We start from the raw sequence: 20,385 nt of genomic DNA, 5'->3' as shown, positions 1-20,385 counted from the left end.
ATCTGCTGACGGGCTTATTGCATGGCTAAAACGACGCGATTTGAATAACGTTAACCGTAAAACAAAACAGGCGTGGAGTTTCCTCCACGCCTGTTCACTGTATTTGAACTGTCTTACTTATTGATTGTAAGCGCTCTCGCCATGGCTGTTGACGTCCAGACCTTCGCGCTCTTGCTCTTCAGGGACACGCAGACCGACAATCATATCCGCCACTTTGAAGGCAACGAATGCCACCACGCCAGACCACACCAGGCAAACAATCACGCTGAACAACTGTACCCAAATCTGGTGCGCCATTGTCACACCTTCGGCATAGCCTGTTCCACCCAGCGATGCCGACGTGAATACACCCGTTAAGATACAGCCAACGATACCACACACGCCATGAACACCGAACACATCACACGGGTCATCCACGCGCAGCCATCTTTTCAGTACGGTCACGCCCCACAGGCCTGCAACACCACCAGCCAGACCGATGATCAATGCGCCACCCACGCCCACCGTACCCGCCGCCGGGGTAATAGCAACCAGACCTGCAATACAGCCAGAACACGCGCCCAGCAGAGAAGGTTTACCGCGTACCAACCACTCACCGCCAACCCATGCCAGAATGGCAGCAGCAGTAGCAACAACCGTGTTCAGGAAAGCCAGAGCAGCAATACCGTTGGCAGCACCCGCAGAACCCGCATTGAAACCAAACCAGCCGATATACAGGATCGCTGTACCGATAAACACCATCGGCAGGTTATGCGGTTTGAAGGCTTCTTTGCCAAAACCGGCACGTTTACCCAGCAGGTAAGCACCAACTAACCCAGCAACCGCAGCGTTGATGTGAACGACCGTACCGCCTGCGAAATCCAGCGCGCCATCCGCAGCCAGATAACCACCGCCCCACACCATATGCGTCATTGGCAGATAAGAGAATGTCAGCCACAGCGCAACGAAAATCAGCACCGCAGAGAAACGAATACGTTCAGCAATCGCTCCAACAATCAGCGCAACGGTGATACAGGCGAAGGAAGCCTGATACGCTACGTGTACAAACTGATAGAAGGTGCCACTGATAGACTCAATCCCAATGCCTTTCAGCATAAATGTGCTGAACCCACCGAAGAAGGCGTTACCCTCGCTGAAGGCCAGGCTATATCCATAAACGACCCACAGGATACAGACCATTGCGAATGTTACGCTTACTTGCGTCATCATAGACAGAACGTTCTTTGAACGGATCAGGCCACCATAAAACAGTGCGATACCTGGTATAGTCATAAAAAGTACCAACGCGGTACAAATCATAATAAAAGCATTATCAGCTTTATCAATCGTCGGTGTCGCAGCCATTGCCCAGCTCGGGAGTAATGCCGCCACACCGAGACCTAATGAAGAGAGTCGTTTTTTCATTTTCATCCATCCCTATTTACGTATCTACGTTAGGTGTTGTTAAAGTGCGGCTTCGTCAGTTTCACCCGTACGAATACGGATAACCCTTTGCAACTCGGCGACAAAAATTTTGCCATCACCAATTTTTCCGGTGTACGCGGCTTTGCTGATGACGTCGATCACTTCGTCCAGTTGGTCGTCTGCAATCGCGATATCAATTTTTACCTTAGGTAAAAAGTTAACGCTGTATTCTGCGCCGCGGTATAGCTCTGCGTGCCCTTTCTGACGACCAAATCCTTTCACCTCAGTGACGGTGAGCCCCTGGATGCCGACAGAAGATAACGCTTCACGGACATCTTCCAGCTTGAATGGTTTTATCACCACAGTAACCAGTTTCATTTATCTTCCCCCTAGCCATTACGTTCAGGCTTTCGCCCGCCACTTGTTCGATTACGCGCTCTATGAAGTCGGTCTACGCAATGATTAAAGCAAACGGTGTGCCATAAATGATTTATCTGGCATAAATCAGGAAGGAGAACGCGATTAGAGAAAGAAAAGAGTAAAAGTAAACACGGTAGAAAATGAATAATGAAGAATTCGGGGCAATAATTGCACCAAATTAGTGCGTGAAGTGTATTTTCAGTGCAGCAGGAGTAAAAAGCAGAATGATGATGCTTACTGATGGTGCGAAGTCATGCATGGACTGTTGGTCTGCACTACTCGATGCGGTGCAGACCCTGGAATTAGAGATAATCGTGTTATACGGAGCAAGGCTCAGTACTGGGAGTAGCGAGATCCTCTCCGGCCAGTTGCAACTGATGCATTTGATAATAGCGCCCCTGCTGTTGCAGCAGTTGCTCATGCGTTCCCCGCTCAACGGTTTGTCCATGATGGAGCACCATAATCGTATCAGCCTCAACAATGGTGGAAAGCCGGTGTGCAATGATAATTAAGGTTGTCTGTTCCCTAATGATGCGCAGCGCCTTTTGCACCGCTTGCTCCGTACCTGAGTCAATATTCGCAGTCGCCTCATCGAGAATCAGGATTTTAGGCGTTTGCACCAGTACCCGCGCAATCGCCAACAGTTGCTTTTGTCCGGTAGACAGATTATTCCCCTGCTCACCAAGACGCGTATGTAATCCGTCGGGGAAACCATGAACCAACTCAGCAAGCTGCACCACTTCCAGCACGCGCCAGACGGCTTCTTCGCTAATATCGCGCCCCAGAGTCACATTCACAAACATGGACTCCGCCAGCACCACCGGATCCTGCTGTACCATTGCCACATTTTGGCGCAAGACACGATGGGAGAGCGTCGATAATGGCCGGCCATCAAGCCGAATTTCGCCCTCATCCGGGCTGTAATACCCCATAAGCAAACTGGCTAATGTACTTTTTCCACTGCCGGTATGCCCTACCAACGCGACGAACCCGCGATCGGGTATCGTCAGAGAGATATGCTGGAGCACACGTTTTTCTGTGCCATAAGAGAAAGAGACATCGTTAATATCAACACGCCCCGAGACCATAGGACGATCGTCGTTTCCGTAGCCTTGCTTTGCACCATCCATCAATTCAAAGATACGCTCGCCAGCAACAACCGCCTGCTGCAACATCGACTGCTGGGTCGTCAGCTCAATTAGCGGTTCATTCAGACGGCCAAGGTAATTGATAAAGGCGTACAAAACCCCAACACCAACCGCGCCAACCGAGCTAAAACCGAACTGGATCAACAATCCGCAGAGAACCATTGCGGCAAACAGACTCAGCAGTGGCCGTAGCAAGAATCCCTCCAGACGCAAAGCCTTCATGCGTGCCTCGTAATGCTCATGGCTGGCTGCGCCTAGTTTCTTACCAAAACGCGCCTGCTGGCGGAATTGCTGAATGACGCCCATGCCATTAATCACTTCGTTGAAGCCATCATTAATGTCTGCTAAATAGCGCCGAATCTTACGCACAATCGGCGTACTAAAACGATGGTAGAGCGCCATGACCGTCGCTACTGCAGGAAAAATCATCAACGCAACCAGCGCCATTTGCCAGCTCAGGCTGAACATCGCCACCAGCATTGCCCCGACCAGTGTCGCGCTGCGTAATACCGTTGATGCCACCATGACGTAGAGATCTTTAACCACCTCGGTGTCATTGGTGACGCGTGAAATCAACTGCCCGACAGGTTGCGTATCAAATGTACTCAGCGGCTGACGCAAAGCCGCATCCATCACATCAATACGCAGTTGCTGCACAACGCCGACGGCGACTCGGTTAAACAACAGTGTCTGGAAATAGTGCAGCGAGGCGGCCAGAATATGCAGCAAGATATAGGCCATTGCCAGACCTACCGCAATCGCCAGCGGGAATTGGCCTTTTGTCACCAGATCGTCAATGAAATAGCTTACCAACACGGGGCCTGAGACTTCCGCAATCGCGGCAACCCACAGCATCAGGACACCGAACATCAGCGTTTTCCGCCAGGGAGAGCTATAGGCCAGCAGGCGCTTAAGGGTTGGCCAAAACGGCTGAGGGCTATTCATTTGTCGTTCCTTCTGGCTGCGGCACATCATCCAGCGCGGCCTCCAACTGTTGGTAGCGGTGCATATCCCGATACCAACCGGGCTGTGCCGCCAGCGTCCGATGTGTACCACGCTGTACCGTTTGTCCTTGTTGCAACACCACGATTTCATCCGCTGCGGTTAAGGCCGACAAACGATGTGCGCTGATGATCAGCGTCCGTTTCTCACCCCATGTTTTAAGATTTTGCAAAATCTGATGCTCCGTTCGCCCATCAACCGCAGACAACGCATCGTCCAGCACCAAAATCTCAGCATCTAGCAATAATGCTCGAGCAATCGCAATACGCTGTTTTTGACCGCCAGATAGCATCACGCCGCGCTCGCCAACTTCTGTCTGGTAACCCTGAGGTAAACGCAAAATATCATCGTGTACGCTAGCAAGCCGTGCTGCTTGTTCAATCTCCTGCTGAGTGGCATCTGGTCGGCCCAGTGCAATGTTTTGTGCCACCGTATCGGAGAACAGAAAAGGCATTTGTCCCACAACGGCAAAACGACCGCGCAGTTCATCCAACCGAATGACACTCAACGGACGATCGTGATAACGAATGTCTCCCGAGCAGCTATCAAAATGACGCAAAATCAACGCCAGCAGCGTACTTTTCCCCGATCCTGTCGGCCCGCATAATCCCAACATATTGCCCGGTGCCAACGTAAATTGAATATTTTTTAAAGCATCACGGGTATTATCGGGGTAGTGAAACGCGGAGATATCCACCGCTAGCACGCCCCGCTCGGCAGGTAATGATTCCTCACCGTCTTTCACCACCGATTCTTCCGCGAGGAGTTGTCGAATGCGGCCATATGCCGCACTGCCGCGCTCAACAATATTAAACATCCAGGCCAGCGCCAGCATCGGCCATATCATCAATCCCAGATACATGACGAAACTGGTCAACAAACCTAACGTCAGCGAACCGTTGATCACCATCCAACTGCCGCCGCCAATGGCCAGCAAATTCGACAATCCGACGGCAATATAAATGGTGGGATCGAAGCGGGCATCGACCCGGGCAACGTGCATGTTTTTGGCACCAGCATCTGCGGCAACCTGCGCGAAACGCGCTGATTGATAGTTTTCCAATCCAAAGGCTTTAATCATCCGGATGCTGGTCAAGCTTTCCTGCGCCTGATCGTTAAGCGAAGAAAACGCCGCCTGTGCGGATTTAAAACGGTTATGCAGTTGGGTGCCGTAACGCTTGATGAAAAGCGCCATGATAGGCATCGGGAGCAGTGCCAGCAGGGTGAGTTCCCAACTGATCTGAGTACACATAACCACCAGCACAGCACAGCCCATCACCATCGAATCGACCAGCGTCAGCACCCCCTCTCCGGCAGCAAATACCACGCGATCGACATCGTTAGTGGCGCGCGCCATGAGATCGCCGGTACGATGACGTTGGTAAAATGCAGGATGTTGGCGGCTTAACTGGCGATAAAAATCCTCTCGTAACTCAACCGCTAGCTGGTATGACGCACCAAACAGGAACACTCGCCACACGTAGCGCAGTAAATAGACCATGACGGCGGTCAGTAACATCACGCCAATCCACTGCATCATTTCAGTTATCGACATACCATGTTGCGTCACACCATCGACAATCACGCCAACCAGTTTTGGAGGCAGCAATTGCAGAATAGCAATCGCAATGAGTAGTGCGACAGCCCCCAGATAGCGACGCCATTCGCGGCGAAAATACCAACTTAGTTGAGCAAACAATCTCACGCAGTTTTTGTTCCAATAGTCAGACGGGCCATGACAGGCTCAGAAAAATGATTATACAAAAGACGGATATACACTAAATAACTCAAGTTTCAGGACAAAACGTACTCGTTTTGAACAACGCTTCGCGTTGGCCCGCCAGGGCGATGCTCAGCAATGTGCATCATAACGCGGCAAGAGAAGGACAAATTCGTCGGGAACGAATTTGACCAGCCAACGGCTGGCCTTCGGTGAGAGACAGGAAGTCTATCATTTCATCCCGATGAGCTTACTCAAGTAAGTGACAACGCACATGCAACTTGAAGTATGGCGAGTATGGATGATGAATCACAGGGATAAAGGCAGTGCCGTGGTATGCTTGATTCGTTCCATAGCAAAGCTAGATGTTACATCGACCAGCCCGGGAATACCATTCACTAACCGCTTATAAAAGTCATCATAGCTTTTCATATCAGCAACCTGAACCTGCATCAGGTAATCATATTCACCGGCCATGCGATAGAAAGCTAACACCTCCGGCATATCTGAGACCACGCGAGTAAATGTCTGATACCAGTCACGGTTATGCTGCTGCGTCTTTAATAAGACAAACGCCGTCAATCCTAGCCCCAGACGCTCATTATCTAACAGCGCCACCCGCGCCCGGATGATCCCCTCCTCTTCCAGACGCTTCAGACGTTTCCAGCACGGTGTAGATGTCAAATTGACCGCATCGGCCAGCGTTTGTAGCGAAAGCGTACAGTCCTGTTGCAGCATATTCAGCAATGTGCGATCAATTTTATCCAACATAGCGCCACTCCATAGAAAATTTTTCCCTACTTTCCCCCATTAAGAGAGAAAAGTAATGTTCTGCCGACAAAAACCATCTTCAACATTTACGGATAACAGTAGTCAATTGGTTTTGTTGCGGAAGGAAAATATAACCAACTGTATAGTATGATATTTCATTGTTTTTCACAGAAGGTGATACGATAAACGGGCTGGTTGAATTCTACGATTTATGACGATATCAACCAACAACGTATTTTATGCCAATCAGGAGTGGCGAAACGATGACAACAGATAAAAAGAGTAAATTCAGTACGATTGGGATGGTTCTTGGCGCATTGGCACTGCTTATTTCCGTCACCTACTTTTGGACTGGGCCATCAAAGCCCGAGGTTTCCATTGAAGAGCGGGTCGCAGAGAAAATTGTTTCTATCCGAGACACCACCCTAGACAGACTGATGGGGAAAGCTCCCCAGACACAGCGCCCCGAGCCATCATTCAATGAACGACGACTCGTCATTGCCGCGACATCCGCATTAGGCTGTCTCGCTATTATTTTCGCTGTTTTCGGCTTCACTCGCCGTGAATCGGCCAGATCTTGCATTAGCTCAGCAATGCTCGGCATCGCCGTAATCGCATTCCCTTTTATCATTAGTGCTATCAATATGGCATTTACGTTAATGGCTCTCGTCGCCATAGCCGCAGCCATTGCCATGATTTTTGGATAGCCACACTCCATAGAACATTAATAGAAAATAAATCCCCAAATAAAGATAAATAGGGGAAAATAATTTCATTAAATTGGTCATGAAGAGATAAAAAGATAATTTTTTTATCCTGAAAACTCGTTAATCTATTCGCATCACTGCCTAATCGAGTTTTCATCATGACCAATACCTGGGTTAAAAATGCCATCAGCGCTATCGAAGCAGATTTTCAGCGTTCGGCTGACACACATCTTATCCGTCTGACCCTGCCGGATTATCCCGGTATTTATTTTTACCTCAAAGATGAAAGCACACATCCCAGCGGCAGCCTAAAGCATCGTCTGGCTCGCTCTTTGTTTCTCTACGGGTTGTGCAACGGTTGGGTTAAAGAAGGTACGCCAATTATCGAAGCGTCATCTGGCAGCACTGCCGTGTCAGAAGCCTATTTTGCACGCTTGCTCGGCCTACCGTTTATCGCCGTCATGCCCTCCTGCACGGCGAAAAGAAAAATCGAGCAAATCGCTTTCTATGGTGGACGCTGCCATTTTGTCGAACAGGCAGGGCAAATCTATGCAGCATCCGAACAGTTAGCGCAAGAGATGAACGGCCATTATATGGATCAGTTCACCTATGCGGAACGCGCCACTGACTGGCGTGGCAATAACAATATCGCTGACAGCATTTACCGACAAATGGCACGTGAACCGCATCCTGTACCGGACTACATCGTGATGAGCGCGGGAACTGGCGGCACGTCAGCAACGCTCGGGCGTTACATTCGCTATCAGGGGCTGGATACGCAACTGGTCGTCGTTGATCCAGAAAACTCCGTCTTCTACGACTGTTACCAGAAACGGGACCGCTCTATCACTGGCCCGTGTGGTAGTCGGATAGAAGGTATTGGTCGCCCGCGAGCAGAGCCCTCTTTTATTCCTGGCGTCATTGATAGCATGATCAAAGTGCCGGACGCCGCCAGCATCGCCACACTGTACTGGCTGGAAAGCGTGTTAGGCCGCAAGGCAGGCGCTTCGACCGGCACCAACGTCTGGGGGATGCTGCAATTGGCCAAAGAAATGGTTAGCCGTGGCCAAAAAGGCGCTATCGTGACCTTGCTGTGCGACAGCGGCGAACGCTATCTGGATACCTACTACAACAGCAATTGGGTAGAAAAAAATATCGGTGACATTACCCCTTACCTTACTGCCCTGAACTGCCGGGAGATATCTCATCTAATGCCTGAAGCCAACCTTGCGTAAGATCCGTTTATTCGGCACGCAGCCGCAGCGCTGAATACAAACCATTTTTCAGGTAAAATAACGACTTTGTACCGCAGTGCATTAAAACGTATTGCGGTTCACGTCACGTTAAGGTGAATGAAGAATGAAGCGTGCTGTTGTCGTTTTTAGCGGTGGACAAGACTCCACAACTTGCCTAATCCAAGCTCTGCAACATTATGATGATGTCCACTGCATCACCTTCGATTATGGGCAACGCCACCGTGCCGAAATTGAAGTCGCTCAGGAACTCAGCCAGAAACTGGGGGCAACGGCGCATAAGATTCTGGACGTCGGATTGCTGAATGAACTGGCCACGAGCAGTCTGACGCGTGATAGTATCCCGGTCCCTGATTATGACGCCAATGCGCAAGGTATCCCTAATACCTTCGTGCCAGGAAGAAACATTCTTTTCCTGACACTCGCTTCTATCTACGCCTATCAGGTTGGTGCAGAAGCCGTCATTACCGGCGTGTGTGAGACCGACTTTTCCGGTTACCCAGATTGCCGGGATGAATTCGTCAAGGCACTGAATCAGGCCATTGTTTTAGGTATTGCTCGTAATATCCGTTTTGAAACCCCGCTGATGTGGCTCAATAAGGCCGAAACCTGGGCGCTGGCGGATTACTACCAGCAACTCGATACCGTGCGTTACCACACGCTAACTTGCTATAACGGCATCCAGGGTGATGGATGTGGCCAATGTGCCGCCTGTCATTTACGCGCAAATGGACTCGCACAATATCAAAATGATGCCGAAATTGTGATGGCATCACTAAAGCAGAAAGTAGGGTTACGCTGAGGCGGCACCACGCAGAACCTATACGACAAAGTAAAACCAGCAGGCCGCATCGTACAGGGGTGTCCTGCTGCCTATGCTAACGACGAATCTCGTTTAAATGCTCCAGCAGTACCCCCTCCAGCGGTAGCGCTTTCTGCGTCAATAAATCAATGCAGACAAACGTCAGCGTGGCATCAACCACATCCCTTTCATCCGGCACACAAGTGATCTTCTGACTGATCACCCCACTTTTCGTATTTATCTGCAGTAGCGCACTATCAATACATAGCACGTCACCGAGAACGGCAGGCTTGCGATAGTTGATATTGATATTGACCACCACGAAAGCAATATTGTTACTCTGCATCCAGCCAAACGCGGGCAACGTTTCCAACCACTGCCAACGCGCCTCTTCCAGAAATTCCAGATAGCGCGCGTTATTAACGTGCTGATAAACATCAATGTGATAACCACGAACGGTGATGAACGTCTGCATCGTATTAATGCTCCTGTGACAGAATCAAGAACGGGTATGACTGATAATGAGCCTAGCAGAGGTTCGCAGCCCAGAGAAAGTGCTCGACTGGGCTGCGACTGATATCACAGTTTTAAAAGCATCACGGTTTTAAAAACGTTACAGTTTTAACCGCGAGAGATTACGCTCAACTAACGCGGCTCCGATTCCTGGGACCTCAGTTAATTGATCGATCTGGGTAAAAGGACCATTTTGTTCACGGTAGCTAACTATCGCCTCCGCTTTTTTAAGGCCGACACCGTTCATGATTTCAGCCAGCTCAGCCGCCCCCGCAGTATTAATGCTTACCTTATCCTCATCACCATCAGGAAGCGTTGCTTTTTCTGCTTTCTGATCTGTTGGTGCAGATTTCACCGCCGTCGCTGTACTGTCAGCGGCTTTAGGTGCCGCCTGACCCAGTAATGGCAACCCAGACAAACTCATCCCAATGATTAAGCACAGTGCTTTTATTCCTGATTTTTTCATGCTGTTTCCTCCATGTGTGTGACAGCACGGCTACCTTGCCGTACACCAATCGACATCGCAAACAGCAGAATTTAAATGTGGAAAAGGCCGCGAAAGCGGCCTTTGGTTGTTGCAACGATTTGCAAATTTTTGCGGAGCTTATTGCTGTTCCTGCGCCGCCGCATTGCCCATCTTGATTTTCGCTTCACTACGCAAGCTAGACAGCAGAGAATCAAACAGCGCCCCCAGAGAGCCTTGCTGAACCTGGCTGGCAAACTGTGTTTTCTGCTCATCATTTAGCTGATGTGGCGTTACGCTATCCAGCGCAGCCAGCACGATGTTACCGGCCTGATCCTGGGTAATCGTATAAGACGGCTTATCTTTCTCTGGATGCGGCATAGCAAAAATGGCCTCTGCCGTTGCATCGCCTTGAGAGATAGAGGACAGCGTTTTTGCCTGACCAAAGCTCAATCCTGCGGCTTTAAGTGCGTCGTCTTTACCTTGTTTTAGCTCAGCCAGAATTTTCTCAGCGTCTACACGAGCCTGCTGCTCAGCCTTCTGACGTTTCAGAGCCTCTACGATCTCGGTACGGACCTGATCCAGAGGACGAGTGCTTTCAGGCCGATGTTCGGTGATACGCAGAACAAACGCGCGGTCGCCGTCAACGTTAATCACATCGGAGTTATTGCCCGCAGCACCATTTTCTCCCAGCAGTGCGCCATTAAAGATGGATTGCGTTACCGGCTTGAAGTTCAGTGCAGCAGGAACCTGCTCACGCGTAAACCAGTCGGTCTGCGTTGCTTTAACACCCGCCGCTTCTTCTGCTGAAGCCAGGGACTCGTTGTCATTGCTAGCCGCCTCACTCACTTTTTGTTGTAGCGCGTAGAACCCATCCTGCGCTTTTTCGTGCTTCACTTTTTCAGCGATCTCAGCACGCACGTCGCTCAGCGGTTTAACCTGCTGCGGTTGAACATCATCCAGACGCACAATAAGGTAGCCAACAGAGGATTTAATTGCTGAGGAAACCTGGCCTTTCTCCGCCAGTTTTGCCTGCTTAAGCTCATCAATCGTGCTGTTTTCGTCCATCCACCCCAGATCGCCACCATTACGGCGCGAGATGATGTCGGTTGATTTCTCTTTCGCCAGCGTAGCGAAATCGCCACCTTGCTTCAACGCATCCAGAACAGACGTTGCATCTGCCTCATTCTTCACCTGAATGACGCTGAATTTTTTGCGTTCAGGTTGGGAATAGTCGTTCTTATTCTGCTCGTAGAAATCATTGATGGCCTTATCATCTATTTTCACATTGTCCATGATGCTTGCAGCATCCAGCGTGATATAGCTGACTTTGAATTCTTCTGGTGCGATGAAACGCCCTTTATTTTGATCGTAATAGCTCTGTACTTCATCATCAGCAACCGTCAGGGCTTTCGCCTTGGCAGCGACATCAATGGTTGCTACACGAACAACGCGATCTTGTGCAGCCAGCTTCACCAGATTGTCGATCTCCTGCGGCAGCAGGAATGCGGTGTTGCCAAAACCACGAATCAACTGTTGTGAAGTCAATTGCTTACGTAACATCTGAGCATACATATCCGGCGTTACGCCAAGGCGGCGAACCTGATCCAAATATTTTTCATTATCAAAATGCTTGTTTGTCTGAAACGCGGGAACGTCAAAGATCGCCTGTCTGATTTGCTCATCGCTGATGTTCAACCCCAGCTTGTTGGCATACTGATCCAGCAAGGTTTCATCAATCAGTTGGGAGAGTGCCTGCTTACGCAATTGCTGCATATAACCGTCATTACTAGCCAGGATAGAGAAATTCTCTCCCAAGGCTTCCTGCTGACGACTGCGTTCGTTCTGTACCGCTTGCTCAAGCTGTCCGCGGGTAATTTCCTGCCCGTTCACTTTTGCAGCGTAATCTCCGGAACCACCAATAAGATAATCACCAACGCCAGTTAAAACGAATGATGCGATGATCAAAGCAAGAATAATTTTGAGCACGACGTTATTCGCGGCCGTACGTAAATTGTCCATCATAATGTGACAACACTCCGCTGTAGAATGGATAAAACTCCCTGCGCTGGCCGGAGCCATGCATCCTTGCGATTGCTATAGCCCAATACAAGGCTAGGGCGCACTTAAGCTTATTGCCCACCACACAACGACAGTTGCTCTGTTTAATTTAAAAAAACAATGCTTGCTGTTTTAACGTCGCCTCAGCCACGTTCCGCCGTGTGTCGGGTATGTATAGTTCTATATAAATAAAAGGCACATCACAAAATGATGCGCCTCGTATCTTACCCTACCAATATCATTGCGTCAGGTATTGTTTGGCACCCAAAGTGGTTATCAACCAAACCTGTGACGTAATAATCAGTTAACAGCGTCTTTCAGCGTTTTACCAGCACGGAATCCTGGTACTTTTGCCGCAGGGATACTGATTTCCTTACCCGTCTGCGGGTTACGACCGGTACGGGCAGCACGTTCACGCACTGAGAAAGTACCAAAACCAACTAAGGCAACATCATCCCCTTCTTTCAGGGATTCGGTAACGGAACCAATAATTGCATCTAACACACGCCCTGCTGCCGCTTTGGAAATATCAGCATCTGCGGCAATTTTGTCGATCAATTGTGACTTGTTCACTCTGTCATCCCCTCTGGAATTCTCTTATCGCGCTTCAATGTCCCAAGACGCGACACGTATTATCAATACTGTCATGCTTAGCCAGTTACGGCTAAAACTAACAGTGCTCTAACTTAGCGGTACAAAAAAAAGCTGGCAAGCACGATTTCACTCACCAGCCCTGATTTTCTCAAGGGTTTTTGCGACAGGTCACTATTTTGCCTTGGCTTTGGTTCTGGCCTTAGGGGGCGAGACCACCTGAATGCCAGAAGGCGCATTCAGCAACGCTAACGCCAACACTTCCTCGATACGTTTCACCGGATGAATTTCCAGATCGGCAATCACGTTCTGTGGGATATCCTCCAGATCGCGCTTGTTATCATCTGGAATCAATACCGTCTTGATTCCACCGCGGTGTGCAGCAAGCAATTTCTCTTTCAGGCCGCCGATCGGCAATACCAGACCGCGCAGGGTAATCTCCCCCGTCATCGCCACATCCGCACGCACCGGATTGCCTGTCAGACAAGAAACCAGTGCAGTACACATAGCAATACCCGCGCTCGGCCCGTCTTTCGGCGTCGCTCCTTCCGGAACGTGAACGTGAATATCACGTTTCTCATAAAAATCAGCATTGATGCCTAATTTTTCCGCTCGGGCACGAACCACGGTAAGCGCAGCCTGAATCGACTCCTGCATGACCTCGCCCAATGAACCAGTGTAGGTCAGCTTCCCTTTACCCGGCACACAAGCGGTTTCAATCGTCAGCAGATCGCCACCGACTTCTGTCCAAGCAAGACCGGTCACCTGCCCTACGCGATTTTCATCATCCGCGCGGCCATAGTCAAAGCGCTGTACCCCAAGGAAATCCTTAAGGTTATCTCCCGAAACCTGGATGTGCTTAGTCGATTTATCCATCAACAGCGTTTTCACTGCTTTACGGCACAGTTTGGAGATTTCACGCTCCAGGCTACGCACGCCAGCTTCACGCGTGTAATAACGGATAATACCCACAATCGCACTGTCTTCTACCGACAATTCACCCTTTTTCAGCGCATTACGCTCGATCTGTTTCGGCACCAAGTGCTGTTTGGCGATATTCAGTTTTTCATCTTCGGTATAGCCGGAAAGACGAATGACTTCCATACGGTCAAGCAACGGTGCCGGGATGTTCATGGAGTTAGACGTGGCAACAAACATCACATCGGACAGATCGTAATCGACTTCCAGATAGTGATCGTTAAATGCAACGTTCTGCTCAGGGTCAAGCACTTCCAGCAAAGCAGAAGCCGGATCGCCACGCATGTCGGAAGACATTTTGTCGATCTCATCCAGCAGGAATAACGGGTTTTTTACACCGATTTTCGCCATTTTCTGGATCAGTTTGCCCGGCATTGAACCGATATAGGTACGGCGGTGCCCACGGATTTCCGCTTCGTCACGCACGCCACCCAGAGCCATGCGCACATACTGACGTCCGGTTGCTTTGGCAATAGACTGACCGAGCGACGTTTTACCCACGCCTGGAGGCCCAACCAAACACAGAATCGGCCCTCTGATTTTGCTGACACGGCTCTGTACTGCGAGATATTCGAGGATACGTTCTTTGACGCGATCCAGCCCATAATGGTCGGTATCCAGCATTTCCTGCGCTTTCAGCAAATCTTTCTTCACTTTACTGCGCGCATTCCATGGCACCTGCACCATCCAGTCAATATAGCTACGCACCACCGTTGCTTCCGCCGACATTGGCGACATCATTTTCAGCTTTTGTAACTCTGCTTCGGCTTTTTCACGTGCGTCTTTCGGCATCTTTGCCGCTTCGATCTTGCGCTTTAACGCTTCGATCTCATCGGGTGCGTCATCCATCTCGCCCAGCTCTTTCTGAATAGCTTTCATTTGCTCATTCAAATAGTACTCGCGCTGGCTTTTTTCCATTTGTTTCTTAACGCGGCCACGGATCCGTTTTTCTACCTGCAACAGGTCGATTTCGGATTCCATCATCGCCATCAGGTACTCCAAACGTTCAGTGATGTCGAACATTTCAAGTACAGACTGCTTATCGGACAATTTCAGCGGCATGTGCGCAGCAATGGTATCAGCTAAACGTGCGGCATCATCAATGCTGTTCAGCGACGTCAGCACTTCCGGCGGGATCTTCTTGTTCAGTTTGATGTATCCCTCAAACTGATTAATCGCCGTGCGCATGAGGACTTCCTGCTCACGCTCGTCAATCGCCGGGGAATCAAGATATTCGGCGTGTGCAGCGAAATGCTCACCGCTATCAGAGAGCGTCGTAATACGCGCACGCTGTAACCCCTCGACCAGCACTTTTACCGTGCCGTCAGGCAGTTTCAGCATTTGAAGAATTGAGGCTACCGTCCCTACCGAAAAAAGATCGTTAATACTTGGCTCATCCGTTGAAGCTTCTTTCTGTGCCACCAGCATGATCTTCTTGTCATGATCCATTGCGGCTTCAAGGCACCGAATCGATTTCTCCCGACCAACAAACAACGGAATGACCATGTGCGGATAAACCACCACATCGCGCAATGGCAATACGGGGATTTCTATGCGTTCGGAACGCTCAGGGTTCATAGAGCTCTCTCTTAGTTTCGTTTCCGCCAGGTTATGGGAATCTCGTGAAACGCGGTTTTCACAGTTTCATCAAATAGGTATTTGAGTATATGGGGATAAATATCTCACATTCAACAATCAGAATACGTGTAAAAACGAATGGGGGATAAAATCCCCCATTTTTATTTTTTGATTCAGCTTAGTTGATTAATTATTCGCCAGAAGCCTGCTGTGTCTCGGGCTTGCCATAGATCAGCAATGGCTCCGACTGCCCAGCAATCACGGATTCATCAATAACAACTTTATCCACACTTTCCAGCGATGGCAGATCGTACATCGTTTCCAGCAACGCAGCTTCAACAATGGAACGCAAACCACGCGCACCTGTTTTACGCACCATCGCTTTCTTCGCAATCGCCGTCAGCGCTTCATCACGGAATTCCAGCTCAACGCCTTCCAGATTGAACAGCGCCTGATACTGTTTGGTCAGCGCATTCTTCGGCTCACGCAGAATCTGAATCAATGCGTCTTCGCTCAATTCTCTCAGCGTTGCGACAACCGGTAGACGCCCGATGAACTCAGGAATCAAACCAAATTTGATCAAATCACCCGGCTCAACATGACTTAACAATTCGCCTTCGGTCGCTTTTTCAGCCGATCCTTTAACCGTCGCATTGAAGCCAATACCGCGTCCCGTATCGGTACGCTGCTCGATCACTTTGTCCAGCCCCGCGAACGCACCACCACAGATGAATAGGATCTTGGAGGTATCAACCTGCAAGAACTCCTGCTGCGGATGCTTACGGCCACCCTGTGGCGGAACCGCGGCAATCGTCCCTTCGATCAGCTTCAGCAGCGCCTGTTGCACGCCTTCACCAGACACATCACGGGTGATCGATGGGTTGTCTGACTTACGAGAAATCTTGTCGATTTCATCGATATAGACAATCCCACGCTGCGCTTTCTGCACATCATAATCGCACTTCTGCAGCAGTTTCTGAATGATGTTTTCAACGTCTTCACCGACGTAACCCGCTTCAGTCAGCGTGGTCGCATCCGCCATGGTGAACGGGACATCTAAGAAGCGCGCCAGCGTTTCGGCCAACAGCGTTTTACCGCTCCCTGTCGGACCGATCAGCAGGATGTTACTTTTACCCAGTTCGATCCCGTTGCTGCTGTCACCATTACGCAAGCGTTTATAGTGGTTATAGACCGCAACGGCCAATACCTTCTTGGCCTGCTCTTGACCAATGACGTAATCGTCAAGGTGGTGGCGAATTTCGTGTGGCGTCGGCAACGCACTGCGCTCACGGTGGGGCGATACTTCCTTAATTTCTTCGCGAATAATGTCGTTACACAAGTCAACACATTCATCGCAGATATACACCGACGGCCCGGCAATCAGCTTACGCACTTCATGCTGGCTTTTGCCGCAAAAAGAGCAGTACAGTAACTTTCCTGAACCGTCTTTGCGCTTATCTGTCATGAGTCAAACCTCTTTTCGTCTTTTGCCCGCAGGCCAACCACAGCGATACCGCTACAACGAACGCCGATATTTATAGCCAATACGCGTAAAATAACTTCGCACAACAGACTATCGGTCGAACACTGATCTTTAGCCATATCAGACCGCTAATATGGCGAATAATTACCCACGGTTAGTGAATACGGAGTCTACCAAACCGTATTCTACTGCCTCACTTGCAGAGAGGAAACGATCGCGCTCTGTGTCTCTCTCTATCGCTTCAAGAGGTTGTCCCGTGTGTTTCGCCATCAGCTCATTCATTTTGGCTTTCACTTTCAGTATTTCTTTGGCATGGATTTCAATATCCGTTGCCTGCCCCTGGAAACCACCCAATGGCTGGTGAATCATGACGCGTGAGTTAGGCAAGCAAATACGTTTGCCTTTGGCACCAGCCGTCAGCAGGAACGCGCCCATTGAACAAGCCTGTCCCATACAAATCGTGCTGACATCTGGTTTGATAAACTGCATGGTGTCATAAATGGACATACCTGCAGTAATCACGCCACCGGGTGAGTTAATGTACAGATAAATGTCTTTTTCTGGGTTTTCGGCTTCCAGAAACAGCATCTGTGCCACAACCAGATTCGCCATGTGATCTTCCACCTGACCAGTCAGGAAGATTATCCGTTCTTTTAGCAGACGGGAATAGATATCGTAAGAACGTTCCCCACGCGAGGTCTGTTCAACCACCATCGGCACTAATGCCATATGAGGTGCTTGTCTTTCTTGTTCGCCACTGTATGACATTCACGTCTCCTAGATAAAATGCGTCCGGCACTCTTATTGCGTTGTTCAATCATTGCATTGCTCAATTCTACTAGAGATAGGAGGGGATGACTATGGAACCCTACCCTACTCCGCCCTTGAGCCCCTGTTGAACAACCCAACAGCCGATAATCTTTACCTGCTGTGCCAACTTTTCTTCTTCAATGAGTGGGGGCACATACATTGTATTTCAAGCTTACACTATCAATCGCTCTGTATTAAAGAGCCAATTATTTTATTATTAACACGTTATCGGCACAGTAAATCTGTGGTTTAACTCTTTGCCTGACCGAATAAATTCTTCACTGAGTTAATGATAGTGCAATTTTAGGCAATCATGCCTTGCGCCTTCTCTGACGGGAATACCGGAGATAATGTAGCGTCCAGACGCTAATCATCAGTATCAAGATGGCATAAAACTATAAGCAAAAAGCCCGCGCCATAAGGCACGGGCTTTTGATAGGGAAGCACCCCAACTACACAATAAGCACTGTTGAGATCAACAAGGCTTATGCCGTAGTCGTTTGGTTCATCAGTTCGTTGAAGCTTACTGATTTCTCAACCACTTTCGCTTTAGCAAGCACAGTTTCTACCGCTTGCTCTTCCAGCGCGACGTTACGCATGTTGTTCAGCAGCTCTTTATTTTTGCTGTAGAACTCGATAACTTCCTGCGGATCTTCGTAAGCAGAGGCCATCTCTTCGATCAGTGCATTAACGCGTGCTTCATCAGCTTTCAGCTCATTGCTGCTGATCACTTCGCCCAGCAGCAGACCGATCACAACACGGCGTTTAGCTTGCTCTTCGAACAGCTCACGCGGTAATTCCAGCGCTTGCTTCTCGTTGCCACCAAAACGCTGTGCAGCCTGACGGCGCAGAACATCAATTTCGCCATCGATCAGTGCGACAGGCACTTCGATCTCGTTTGCGTTGATCAGTCCATCCAGAACTTGAGTCTTCACACGGTTACGCACCGCGCCTTTCAACTCACGCTCCATATTTTTACGGACTTCAGCACGCAGACCTTCCTGAGAACCATCAGCCACGCCGAAACGCTTGATGAATTCTTCAGTCAGTTCAGGCAGTTCACGCTCTTCAACTTTCTTCAGGACGATAGCGAACTGAGCCGCTTTTCCTTTCAGGTTTTCAGCATGGTAATCTTCTGGGAAGTTCACGTTGATCGTGAATTCTTCGCCCGCTTTATGCCCAACGATGCCATCTTCAAAGCCTGGGATCATGCGATTCTGGCCCATCGCCAGAACAAAGTCGGATGCTTCTCCGCCTTCAAAGACTTCACCGTCGATAGAGCCAGTGAAATCGATAGTGGCACGATCTTCCGCTGCCGCAGCGCGGTCAGTTTCTTTCCAGGTAGCCTGTTGCTTACGCAGCGTATCCAGCATGGTATCAACATCTGCGTCAGTCACTTCAACAACCGGTTTTTCAACTTCGATTGCATCCAGACCTTTCAGTTCGACTTCTGGGTATACATCAAACTCAACAGAGTAAGTGAAGTCGCCGCCGACAGCGTATTCGCCAGGGATATAGTTAGGCGCGCCAACCGGATTAATTTTTTCTTTGATGATAGCGTCAACAAAGTTGCGCTGCATCAGGTCACCCAATACGTCCTGACGCACAGAGGCACCATAACGCTGAGCAACAACATTCATCGGCACTTTGCCTTTACGAAAACCGTCAATACGTACTTTTTTGGCCGCGTTGACCAGCTCGCTCTTCACCGCACTCTCAATGATGTCAGCAGCAACGGTAATCGTTACGCGACGTCCCAGACCTTGAGTGGTTTCAACTGAAACTTGCATCTTGTTACCTCAAAAAATCACAGTGATCGGTCAACCCCAAAACTATTCTCGCGACGAAAAACCCTCACGACAGCAAGACTAATTTAGACGGCTGGCACCAAGGCGCACAGCTCGAATCAACCTCGCAGAACCGGGAAATTGCCAACCCCGTCCTTGTAGTCAGAAGCGTCCCGAATACATTCAGGAAAAATAGACGCAGCATTATAGCGATATAGAGAGGATGAGTCGAGAACGGCAGGCGGACTATTACAGCAACGGATTCACACTTTTTGTCAGTAACCCGCTCCGATATACCAGGAACGGGTCATATTCATGACTTAAGAAAGAATGCCAGAGCCACCACAGGGAGGTGAAGAAGGGACGGCGTTTTGCAAACTGATCCACTCTTTTGCCGTGTACGTATGGAGCGCTAACGCATGCACAGAGCCAGCAAGCTCCGTAGCCAGTACAGCATAAACTGAGCGATGTCGCCCGATCACGCGTTCGCCCGTGAATTTATCGCTAACCAGTACAACTTTAAAATGGCTTTCTGCTCCCGCAGGCACGTTGTGACGATAGCTTTCATCAATCACCTCTAAATGAACGGGTTCAAACCCCACACGCAGCTTTTCTTCTATCGTTTCACGCATCATACGGCAACCCTTTCAGCTTGGGGAAAAATTGATATCAACGCGACATAGCTATCGTTCACCGATGCCCGAATCATTATATACCCGTCATACTTCAAGCCGCATGCGCGTTGGCTGCGTTCACTCATCCGAATCACTTACTTAAGTAAGCTCATCGGGATTCCCGCCCTTGTCACCTTCATGCAACTCGAATTATTTAGTGTATAACCTTAACGTTTTTTCAAACTGTTATGCGCCAAAACGGCCTGGAAAGAGGAAAAAT

17 protein-coding genes are annotated in these 20,385 nt (G+C 49.5%); 3 read left to right on the top strand and 14 right to left on the bottom strand.

The genetic code is table 11. The features are described 5' to 3' along the window. Positions 1-117 precede the first annotated feature (117 nt). The 5 genes from amtB to A8F97_RS02380 all read right to left on the bottom strand — a co-directional run bounded on the left by amtB (position 118) and on the right by A8F97_RS02380 (position 6,465). Positions 118-1,404: an ammonium transporter AmtB gene (gene amtB / locus A8F97_RS02400; protein WP_014700821.1), complete on the bottom strand. Its 1,287-nt coding sequence runs from the start codon at positions 1,402-1,404 to the stop codon at positions 118-120. Positions 1,405-1,443: 39 nt separating this feature from the next. Beyond that, the gene (gene glnK / locus A8F97_RS02395; protein WP_002208627.1) at positions 1,444-1,782 is read right to left on the bottom strand and encodes a P-II family nitrogen regulator; all 339 of its coding nucleotides are present in this window, start codon (positions 1,780-1,782) and stop codon (positions 1,444-1,446) included. Positions 1,783-2,141: 359 nt separating this feature from the next. Further along, positions 2,142-3,917 (bottom strand): SmdB family multidrug efflux ABC transporter permease/ATP-binding protein, encoded by a 1,776-nt coding sequence (locus A8F97_RS02390; protein WP_025918774.1) that lies wholly within the window; start codon positions 3,915-3,917, stop codon positions 2,142-2,144. Further along, complete coding sequence (locus A8F97_RS02385; RefSeq protein WP_033071822.1) at positions 3,910-5,679, bottom strand: SmdA family multidrug ABC transporter permease/ATP-binding protein; 1,770 nt, start codon at positions 5,677-5,679, stop codon at positions 3,910-3,912. The genes A8F97_RS02390 and A8F97_RS02385 overlap by 8 nt, the downstream gene beginning before the upstream one ends. Before the next feature lie 324 nt (positions 5,680-6,003). Then, positions 6,004-6,465: an Lrp/AsnC family transcriptional regulator gene (locus A8F97_RS02380; RefSeq protein ID WP_005976040.1), complete on the bottom strand. Its 462-nt coding sequence runs from the start codon at positions 6,463-6,465 to the stop codon at positions 6,004-6,006. Positions 6,466-6,728: 263 nt separating this feature from the next. Between A8F97_RS02380 and A8F97_RS02375 the strand changes: the two genes are divergently transcribed. The 3 genes from A8F97_RS02375 to queC all read left to right on the top strand — a co-directional run bounded on the left by A8F97_RS02375 (position 6,729) and on the right by queC (position 9,227). Beyond that, positions 6,729-7,172: a hypothetical protein gene (locus A8F97_RS02375; protein WP_014700824.1), complete on the top strand. Its 444-nt coding sequence runs from the start codon at positions 6,729-6,731 to the stop codon at positions 7,170-7,172. A gap of 158 nt (positions 7,173-7,330) precedes the next feature. After that, positions 7,331-8,407, top strand: a complete 1,077-nt coding sequence (locus A8F97_RS02370) for a PLP-dependent cysteine synthase family protein (RefSeq protein WP_025918776.1) — start codon at positions 7,331-7,333, stop codon at positions 8,405-8,407. Between the two features lie 124 nt (positions 8,408-8,531). After that, complete coding sequence (gene queC, locus A8F97_RS02365) at positions 8,532-9,227, top strand: 7-cyano-7-deazaguanine synthase QueC (protein WP_014700826.1); 696 nt, start codon at positions 8,532-8,534, stop codon at positions 9,225-9,227. Between the two features lie 76 nt (positions 9,228-9,303). Here the strand turns inward: queC and A8F97_RS02360 are convergent, their stop codons facing one another. The 9 genes from A8F97_RS02360 to bolA all read right to left on the bottom strand — a co-directional run bounded on the left by A8F97_RS02360 (position 9,304) and on the right by bolA (position 20,126). Then, positions 9,304-9,702: an acyl-CoA thioesterase gene (locus A8F97_RS02360; RefSeq protein ID WP_014700827.1), complete on the bottom strand. Its 399-nt coding sequence runs from the start codon at positions 9,700-9,702 to the stop codon at positions 9,304-9,306. A 138-nt stretch (positions 9,703-9,840) separates the two neighbouring features. Further along, a complete protein-coding gene (locus A8F97_RS02355; protein ID WP_014700828.1) occupies positions 9,841-10,206 on the bottom strand; it encodes a helix-hairpin-helix domain-containing protein in 366 nt (121 codons plus the stop codon). A 138-nt stretch (positions 10,207-10,344) separates the two neighbouring features. Further along, positions 10,345-12,228 carry a peptidylprolyl isomerase gene (gene ppiD / locus A8F97_RS02350; protein WP_014700829.1) on the bottom strand — a complete coding sequence of 628 codons (1,884 nt, stop codon included), beginning with the start codon at positions 12,226-12,228 and terminating at the stop codon, positions 10,345-10,347. A 336-nt stretch (positions 12,229-12,564) separates the two neighbouring features. Further along, a complete protein-coding gene (gene hupB / locus A8F97_RS02345; RefSeq protein WP_005976031.1) occupies positions 12,565-12,837 on the bottom strand; it encodes a nucleoid-associated protein HU-beta in 273 nt (90 codons plus the stop codon). A 192-nt stretch (positions 12,838-13,029) separates the two neighbouring features. Then, the gene (gene lon, locus A8F97_RS02340) at positions 13,030-15,411 is read right to left on the bottom strand and encodes an endopeptidase La (protein ID WP_005976030.1); all 2,382 of its coding nucleotides are present in this window, start codon (positions 15,409-15,411) and stop codon (positions 13,030-13,032) included. 190 nt (positions 15,412-15,601) lie between these two features. Next, positions 15,602-16,876, bottom strand: coding sequence for an ATP-dependent protease ATP-binding subunit ClpX (gene clpX, locus A8F97_RS02335; RefSeq protein ID WP_014700830.1), 1,275 nt, complete (start codon positions 16,874-16,876; stop codon positions 15,602-15,604). Between the two features lie 162 nt (positions 16,877-17,038). Further along, positions 17,039-17,662 carry an ATP-dependent Clp endopeptidase proteolytic subunit ClpP gene (clpP, locus tag A8F97_RS02330; protein WP_014700831.1) on the bottom strand — a complete coding sequence of 208 codons (624 nt, stop codon included), beginning with the start codon at positions 17,660-17,662 and terminating at the stop codon, positions 17,039-17,041. 527 nt (positions 17,663-18,189) lie between these two features. Then, the gene (tig, locus tag A8F97_RS02325; protein ID WP_014700832.1) at positions 18,190-19,494 is read right to left on the bottom strand and encodes a trigger factor; all 1,305 of its coding nucleotides are present in this window, start codon (positions 19,492-19,494) and stop codon (positions 18,190-18,192) included. A 317-nt stretch (positions 19,495-19,811) separates the two neighbouring features. Further along, on the bottom strand, positions 19,812-20,126 hold the full coding sequence (bolA, locus tag A8F97_RS02320) for a transcriptional regulator BolA (protein ID WP_014700833.1): 315 nt from the start codon (positions 20,124-20,126) through the stop codon (positions 19,812-19,814). Positions 20,127-20,385 lie beyond the last annotated feature (259 nt).

This window comes from Pectobacterium parmentieri, from assembly GCF_001742145.1.
Lineage (GTDB): Bacteria > Pseudomonadota > Gammaproteobacteria > Enterobacterales > Enterobacteriaceae > Pectobacterium > Pectobacterium parmentieri.
This window is presented reverse-complemented; position numbering and strand designations above follow the sequence as displayed.

Bases quoted from the DNA above. Each gene is read 5' to 3' on its own strand.
- amtB (WP_014700821.1), bottom strand. From the start codon at position 1,404: ATGAAAAAACGACTCTCTTCATTAGGTCTCGGTGTGGCGGCATTACTC.
- glnK (WP_002208627.1), bottom strand. From the start codon at position 1,782: ATGAAACTGGTTACTGTGGTGATAAAACCATTCAAGCTGGAAGATGTC.
- A8F97_RS02390 (WP_025918774.1), bottom strand. From the start codon at position 3,917: ATGAATAGCCCTCAGCCGTTTTGGCCAACCCTTAAGCGCCTGCTGGCC.
- A8F97_RS02380 (WP_005976040.1), bottom strand. From the start codon at position 6,465: ATGTTGGATAAAATTGATCGCACATTGCTGAATATGCTGCAACAGGAC.
- A8F97_RS02375 (WP_014700824.1), top strand. From the start codon at position 6,729: ATGACAACAGATAAAAAGAGTAAATTCAGTACGATTGGGATGGTTCTT.
- A8F97_RS02370 (WP_025918776.1), top strand. From the start codon at position 7,331: ATGACCAATACCTGGGTTAAAAATGCCATCAGCGCTATCGAAGCAGAT.
- queC (WP_014700826.1), top strand. From the start codon at position 8,532: ATGAAGCGTGCTGTTGTCGTTTTTAGCGGTGGACAAGACTCCACAACT.
- A8F97_RS02360 (WP_014700827.1), bottom strand. From the start codon at position 9,702: ATGCAGACGTTCATCACCGTTCGTGGTTATCACATTGATGTTTATCAG.
- A8F97_RS02355 (WP_014700828.1), bottom strand. From the start codon at position 10,206: ATGAAAAAATCAGGAATAAAAGCACTGTGCTTAATCATTGGGATGAGT.
- ppiD (WP_014700829.1), bottom strand. From the start codon at position 12,228: ATGATGGACAATTTACGTACGGCCGCGAATAACGTCGTGCTCAAAATT.
- lon (WP_005976030.1), bottom strand. From the start codon at position 15,411: ATGAACCCTGAGCGTTCCGAACGCATAGAAATCCCCGTATTGCCATTG.
- clpX (WP_014700830.1), bottom strand. From the start codon at position 16,876: ATGACAGATAAGCGCAAAGACGGTTCAGGAAAGTTACTGTACTGCTCT.
- clpP (WP_014700831.1), bottom strand. From the start codon at position 17,662: ATGTCATACAGTGGCGAACAAGAAAGACAAGCACCTCATATGGCATTA.
- tig (WP_014700832.1), bottom strand. From the start codon at position 19,494: ATGCAAGTTTCAGTTGAAACCACTCAAGGTCTGGGACGTCGCGTAACG.
- bolA (WP_014700833.1), bottom strand. From the start codon at position 20,126: ATGATGCGTGAAACGATAGAAGAAAAGCTGCGTGTGGGGTTTGAACCC.